Origin of the sequence: Serratia sp. 506_PEND, from assembly GCF_001076875.1 — a bacterium.
Classification (GTDB): Bacteria; Pseudomonadota; Gammaproteobacteria; order Enterobacterales; family Enterobacteriaceae; genus Serratia; species Serratia marcescens.
This window is the reverse complement of record NZ_JVEL01000495.1, coordinates 271-6105: the sequence shown is the minus strand read 5'-3', so window position 1 is coordinate 6105 and position 5835 is coordinate 271. Positions and strand designations below refer to the sequence as shown.

The following is a 5835-nucleotide window of genomic DNA, read 5'->3' as shown; positions in this document are numbered from 1 at the left end:
AAAACGCTTGGCCCAAATAAATTCACCTTTAATGATGAATTGGTGAATGCCTGGACCGGCGTCGGCACCCAGTTGAATGGCATTGGCCATATCGGCATCGACAACGTTTATTATAACGGCAATAAGGCGGCGGACTTCGTCACCGTAGATGGCGTGAAAAAATTGGGCGTGGAAAAAGTGCCGCCCATGGTCACACGCGGCGTCGTACTCGATATGACGGCTTATTATAATAAAGCGATCGTTCCGGGCGGCACCGAATTTTCCGTTGCGGATATTCAAGCGGTGCTTAAAAAGCAGGGCATCAGTTTACGCAAAGGCGACGTTGTCTTGTTCAATACCGGCTGGCTGGAGCTGATTGGCAAAGACAATAAAAAGTTCCTGGAAGTTGAACCGGGCATCGGCATGGAAGCGGCGAAATGGTTGGCCGACCAAGGCATCGTGGCCTTCGGCGGTGATACCTGGGCCTCCGAAGTTTACCCCAACCCGAAAAATGACGAAGAGTTCCCGGTCAACCAGTACCTGCTGGCCAAACGCGGCGTCTATAACCTGGAGCTGATCGACAGCCGCCCACTGGTGCGCACGAAAACCTGGGAATTCCTGTTCGTACTGGGGCAACCGCTGTATGTCGGTTCAACCCAGGTCAACATCAACCCGGTAGCAATTTACTGATTGGCGACACCGCCGCAGAAAATCAGCGGCTAACGAGCACAAAAAACCCCGCCTGAGCGGGGTTTTTTTAGCGCTGTCGCTAGGCTTAGAACGGAATATCGTCGTCGAAATCCATTGGTGGTTCGTTGCTGGTCGCCGGTGCGCTGTTCTGCGCCGGGCGAGACTGCTGCTGGCCGCCGCTGAACTGGTTGCCGCCCTGTGGCTGCTGAGGCTGGCCCCAACCGCCCTGGCCGCCGGCAGATTGACCTGCCGGTGCGCCGCCGCCCTGACGGCCGCCCAGCATCTGCATGGTGCCGCCGACGTTAACCACGATCTCGGTGGTGTAGCGATCCTGGCCGCTCTGATCCTGCCATTTACGGGTCTGCAGGGAGCCTTCGATGTAGACCTGAGAGCCTTTACGCAGGTATTCGCCCGCCACTTCGGCCAGTTTGCCGAACAACACGACGCGGTGCCATTCGGTCTTCTCTTTCTGTTCGCCGGTCGCCTTGTCACGCCAGCTTTCGGAGGTCGCCAGGGTAATGTTGGCCACTGCGCCGCCGTTCGGCATGTAACGGACTTCTGGATCCTGACCCAGATTCCCGACCAGAATTACTTTGTTTACGCCTCTGCTGGCCATGAGCACTTCTCCCGATGATTGATTTCTACACAGTATAAACGCGTCAGTTTACCACGCTGAGTGCGAAACCACACCCGTGTTGATAAGTGCGAATTGCATTCCAGAATTGTCTTTTCGATCGGCCTTGTTGCATTCGCATACTGGATATTCATTCAGGTTTTTTTGTGTCATAATTATGCGTTTCGACCAGGCTGTGCCGGTTTTTTGCGAGATCCATCACAAAATCCCCCGCAAAAATCGCGACAGGCGCGGTGTATCATCAAGACGGGAAGTGTAAATGGACAATATCGAAGTTCGTGGTGCTCGAACCCATAATCTGAAAAACATCAACCTGATCATCCCGCGTGACAAACTGATCGTCGTCACCGGCCTGTCCGGTTCCGGCAAGTCTTCGCTGGCTTTCGATACGCTGTACGCCGAAGGGCAGCGGCGCTATGTCGAATCACTCTCCGCCTATGCGCGCCAGTTCCTGTCGCTGATGGAAAAACCGGACGTCGATCATATCGAAGGCCTGTCGCCGGCGATCTCCATCGAGCAGAAATCCACCTCGCACAACCCGCGATCCACGGTCGGCACCNCCATTACCGAGATCCACGACTACCTGCGCCTGCTGTTCGCCCGCGTCGGCGAGCCGCGCTGCCCGGACCACCATGTGCCGCTGGCGGCGCAAACCGTCAGCCAAATGGTCGATAACGTGCTGAGCCAGCCGGAAGGCAAGCGCCTGATGCTGTTGGCGCCGGTGGTGAAAGACCGCAAGGGCGAGCACACCAAAACGTTGGAAAACCTGGCCGCCCAGGGCTATATCCGCGCGCGCATCGACGGCGAAGTGTGCGATCTGTCCGATCCGCCGAAGCTGGAGCTGCAGAAGAAACACACCATCGAAGTGGTGGTCGACCGTTTCAAGGTGCGCGACGACATGGCGCAGCGCCTGGCCGAGTCGTTCGAAACCGCGCTGGAGCTGTCCGGCGGCACCGCGGTGGTGGCGGACATGGACGACGAAAAAGCGGATGAGCTGCTGTTCTCCGCCAACTTCGCCTGCCCGATCTGCGGCTACAGCATGCGCGAGCTGGAACCGCGCCTGTTTTCCTTCAACAACCCGGCCGGCGCCTGCCCGACCTGCGACGGCCTGGGCGTGCAGCAGTTCTTCGATCCGGATCGCGTGGTGCAAAACCCCGAGCTGTCGCTGGCCGGCGGCGCGATCCGCGGCTGGGATCGCCGCAACTTCTACTATTTCCAGATGCTGCGCTCGCTGGCGGAGCACTATGAGTTCGACGTCGAAGCGCCATTCAACACCCTGAGCGCCAACGTGCAGAAGGCGGTGCTGAGCGGCTCCGGTAAAGAGTCGATAGAATTCAAATACATCAACGATCGCGGTGACACCACCGTGCGCCGCCATCCGTTTGAAGGCGTGCTGCACAACATGGAGCGCCGCTATAAAGAGACCGAGTCCAGCGCGGTGCGCGAAGAGCTGGCGAAGTTCATCAGCAACCGCCCTTGCGCCTCGTGCCACGGCACTCGCCTGCGTGAAGAAGCGCGCAACGTGTTCGTCGAAGACACCACGCTGCCGGAAATCTCCGATCTGAGCATCGGCCATGCGATGACCTTCTTCCAGAACATGAAGCTCAGCGGCCAGCGCGCCAAAATCGCCGAGAAAGTGCTGAAAGAGATCGGTGACCGCCTGAAATTCCTGGTGAACGTCGGCCTGAACTACCTGTCACTGTCTCGCTCGGCGGAGACGCTCTCCGGCGGCGAAGCACAGCGAATCCGTTTGGCCAGCCAGATCGGCGCCGGCCTGGTGGGCGTGATGTACGTGCTGGATGAGCCGTCGATCGGCCTGCACCAGCGCGACAACGAGCGCCTGCTGGAAACGCTGATCCACCTGCGCAACCTCGGCAACACGGTGATCGTGGTGGAGCATGACGAAGACGCCATCCGCGCCGCCGATCACGTGATCGACATCGGCCCCGGCGCCGGCGTACACGGCGGCCAGGTGGTGGCGGAAGGCACCGTCGACGACATCATGGCGCAGCCGGAATCACTGACCGGCCAGTTCCTCAGCGGCAAGCGCGAGATCGCCATCCCCGCGCAGCGCGTGCAGGCCGATCCGACCAAGGTGCTGAAGCTGAGCGGCGCGCGCGGCAACAACCTGAAGGACGTGACGCTGACGCTGCCGGTCGGTCTGTTTACCTGCATCACCGGCGTTTCCGGTTCCGGCAAATCGACGCTGATCAACGATACGCTGTTCCCGATCGCCCAGCGCCAGCTCAACGGCGCCACCATCGCCGAACCGGCGCCGTTCCGCGAAGTGACCGGCCTCGAACATTTCGACAAGGTGATCGACATCGATCAGAGCCCGATCGGCCGCACGCCGCGCTCCAACCCGGCCACCTACACCGGCATCTTCACCCCGGTGCGCGAGCTGTTCGCCGGCGTGCCGGAATCGCGCAGCCGCGGTTACACGCCGGGCCGCTTCAGCTTCAACGTCAAGGGCGGACGCTGTGAAGCCTGCCAGGGCGACGGGGTGATCAAGGTCGAGATGCACTTCCTGCCGGACATCTACGTGCCGTGCGACCAGTGCAAGGGCAAGCGTTATAACCGCGAAACGCTGGAAGTGAAGTACAAGGGCAAGAGCATCCACGAAGTGCTGGAGATGACCATCGAAGAAGCGCGCGATTTCTTCGACGCGGTGCCGGCGCTGGCGCGCAAGCTGCAGACCCTGATGGATGTCGGCCTGTCCTACATCCGCCTCGGCCAGTCGGCCACCACGCTCTCCGGCGGTGAAGCGCAGCGCGTCAAGCTGGCGCGCGAACTGTCGAAGCGCGGCACCGGCCAAACGCTGTATATCCTCGACGAACCGACCACCGGTCTGCACTTCGCCGATATCCAACAGCTGTTGGCGGTGCTGCATCAGTTGCGCGATCAGGGCAATACCATCGTGGTCATCGAGCATAACCTGGATGTGATCAAGACCGCCGACTGGATCGTCGATCTGGGGCCGGAAGGCGGCAGCGGCGGCGGCGAGATCCTGGTCGCCGGCACGCCGGAAACGGTGGCCGATTGTGAGAAATCGCACACCGCACGCTTCCTGAAGCCGCTGTTGAACCAGTAATGCCGCCGGCGTGCGGGCCGTCGCTCAGGCGGTCCGCACGCTGACCCGTTTCCCCGCAATCAAACAGAAACGGGCAAGATTTCGACATTTTCAGGCATTTCCCTCCGCACTCACCGCTTTTATCATCAATGTTCCCTCGGCGGCCGCCCTGTCTGATTCAGGCCGCGTCTCGCCGGCACTTCGCTGCCGGTCAAACGTTGTCCCCCATACATTGATAACTGGAGCGACCATGAACATTACCCATGCCTATGCCGCGCATGACGCGAAGTCTGCGCTGGTGCCTTTCGATTACCAGCCGCGCGCCCTGCGCGACCACGATGTGCAAATTCAGGTGTTGTTCTGCGGCGTCTGCCACTCGGATCTGCACCAGGCGCGCAATGAATGGAGCAATACGATTTACCCGGTGGTGCCGGGCCACGAAATCGTCGGCCGCGTTAGCGCCGTCGGCGACCATGTCTCGCGTTACCGGGTCGGCGATCTGGTCGGCGTCGGTTGCATGGTGGATTCCTGCCGCAGCTGCCCGAGCTGCGATGAGGGGCTGGAACAGTATTGCGAGAACGGCTTTACCGGCACCTATAACGGCCAGGATCGCCACACCGGCGCCGTAACCTACGGCGGCTACTCCACCAATCTGGTGGTGGATCAGGACTTCGTGCTGCGCGTGCCGGAAAACCTCGATCCGGCCGGGGTCGCGCCGCTGCTGTGCGCCGGCATCACCACCTATTCGCCGCTGCGCCAGTGGGGTGCGGGGCCAGGCAAAAAGGTCGGCATCGTCGGCCTCGGCGGGCTGGGGCACATGGGCGTCAAACTGGCGCGGGCGATGGGCGCGCACGTGGTGCTGTTCACCACCTCGCCGTCGAAAATCGAAGACGCCAAGCGCCTCGGCGCCCATGAAGTGGTGATTTCGCGCAACCCGGATGAGATGGCGCAGCACGTTAATAGCTTCGACTTCATCCTCAACACGGTAGCGGCTCAGCACGATCTGAACCCGTTCCTCAACTTGCTGCGCCGCGACGGCACCCTGACGCTGGTCGGCGCGCCGGAGCACGATCATCCGTCGCCGCAGGTGTTCAACCTGATCATGAAGCGCCGCCGCATCGCCGGTTCGCTGATCGGTGGCATCGCGGAAACGCAAGAGATGCTGGACTTCTGCGGCCAACACGGCATCACGTCCGATATCGAGCTGATCCCGATGCAGCAAATTAATGAGGCCTATGAGCGCATGCTGAAAAGCGACGTGAAGTACCGCTTCGTGGTGGATATCGACTCGCTGCGAGCCTGATGACGGCGGGCGCCCGGCGGCGCCCGTTTTTTTATAGCTGCTTGATGACCCTGGCCGGGTTGCCGCCCACCACGCAGTTGGCCGGCACGTCTTTGGTCACCACCGCGCCGGAGGCCACGACCGCATTATCGCCGATGGTCACCCCCGGATTGATCACCG

At 60.9% G+C, this 5835-nt stretch carries 4 protein-coding genes and 1 pseudogene; 3 read left to right on the top strand and 2 right to left on the bottom strand.

What is annotated here, in order from left to right; all coding sequences use genetic code 11:
- A partial coding sequence (locus tag ADK28_RS19940; RefSeq protein ID WP_048796470.1) for a cyclase family protein occupies positions 1-669 on the top strand: 669 nt, incomplete at its 5' end.
- 85 nt (positions 670-754) lie between these two features.
- Here ADK28_RS19940 and ssb1 read toward each other — a convergent pair.
- Entirely contained in the window at positions 755-1285 is a 531-nt protein-coding gene (ssb1, locus tag ADK28_RS19935; RefSeq protein WP_004936793.1) for a single-stranded DNA-binding protein SSB1, read from the bottom strand.
- Between the two features lie 277 nt (positions 1286-1562).
- Here ssb1 and uvrA point away from each other — a divergent pair, with 277 nt between their 5' ends.
- Together uvrA and ADK28_RS19925 are read left to right on the top strand one after the other, a co-directional pair.
- Positions 1563-4394 (top strand): excinuclease ABC subunit UvrA, encoded by a 2832-nt coding sequence (uvrA, locus tag ADK28_RS19930; RefSeq protein WP_048796469.1) that lies wholly within the window; start codon positions 1563-1565, stop codon positions 4392-4394.
- Positions 4395-4623: 229 nt separating this feature from the next.
- Complete coding sequence (locus ADK28_RS19925) at positions 4624-5676, top strand: NAD(P)-dependent alcohol dehydrogenase (protein ID WP_016930261.1); 1053 nt, start codon at positions 4624-4626, stop codon at positions 5674-5676.
- 31 nt (positions 5677-5707) lie between these two features.
- Here the strand turns inward: ADK28_RS19925 and ADK28_RS33080 are convergent.
- Positions 5708-5835: pseudogene (locus tag ADK28_RS33080) on the bottom strand (DapH/DapD/GlmU-related protein); the annotation flags it as partial.

Bases quoted from the DNA above. Each gene is read 5' to 3' on its own strand.
- ssb1 (WP_004936793.1), bottom strand. From the start codon at position 1,285: ATGGCCAGCAGAGGCGTAAACAAAGTAATTCTGGTCGGGAATCTGGGT.
- ADK28_RS19925 (WP_016930261.1), top strand. From the start codon at position 4,624: ATGAACATTACCCATGCCTATGCCGCGCATGACGCGAAGTCTGCGCTG.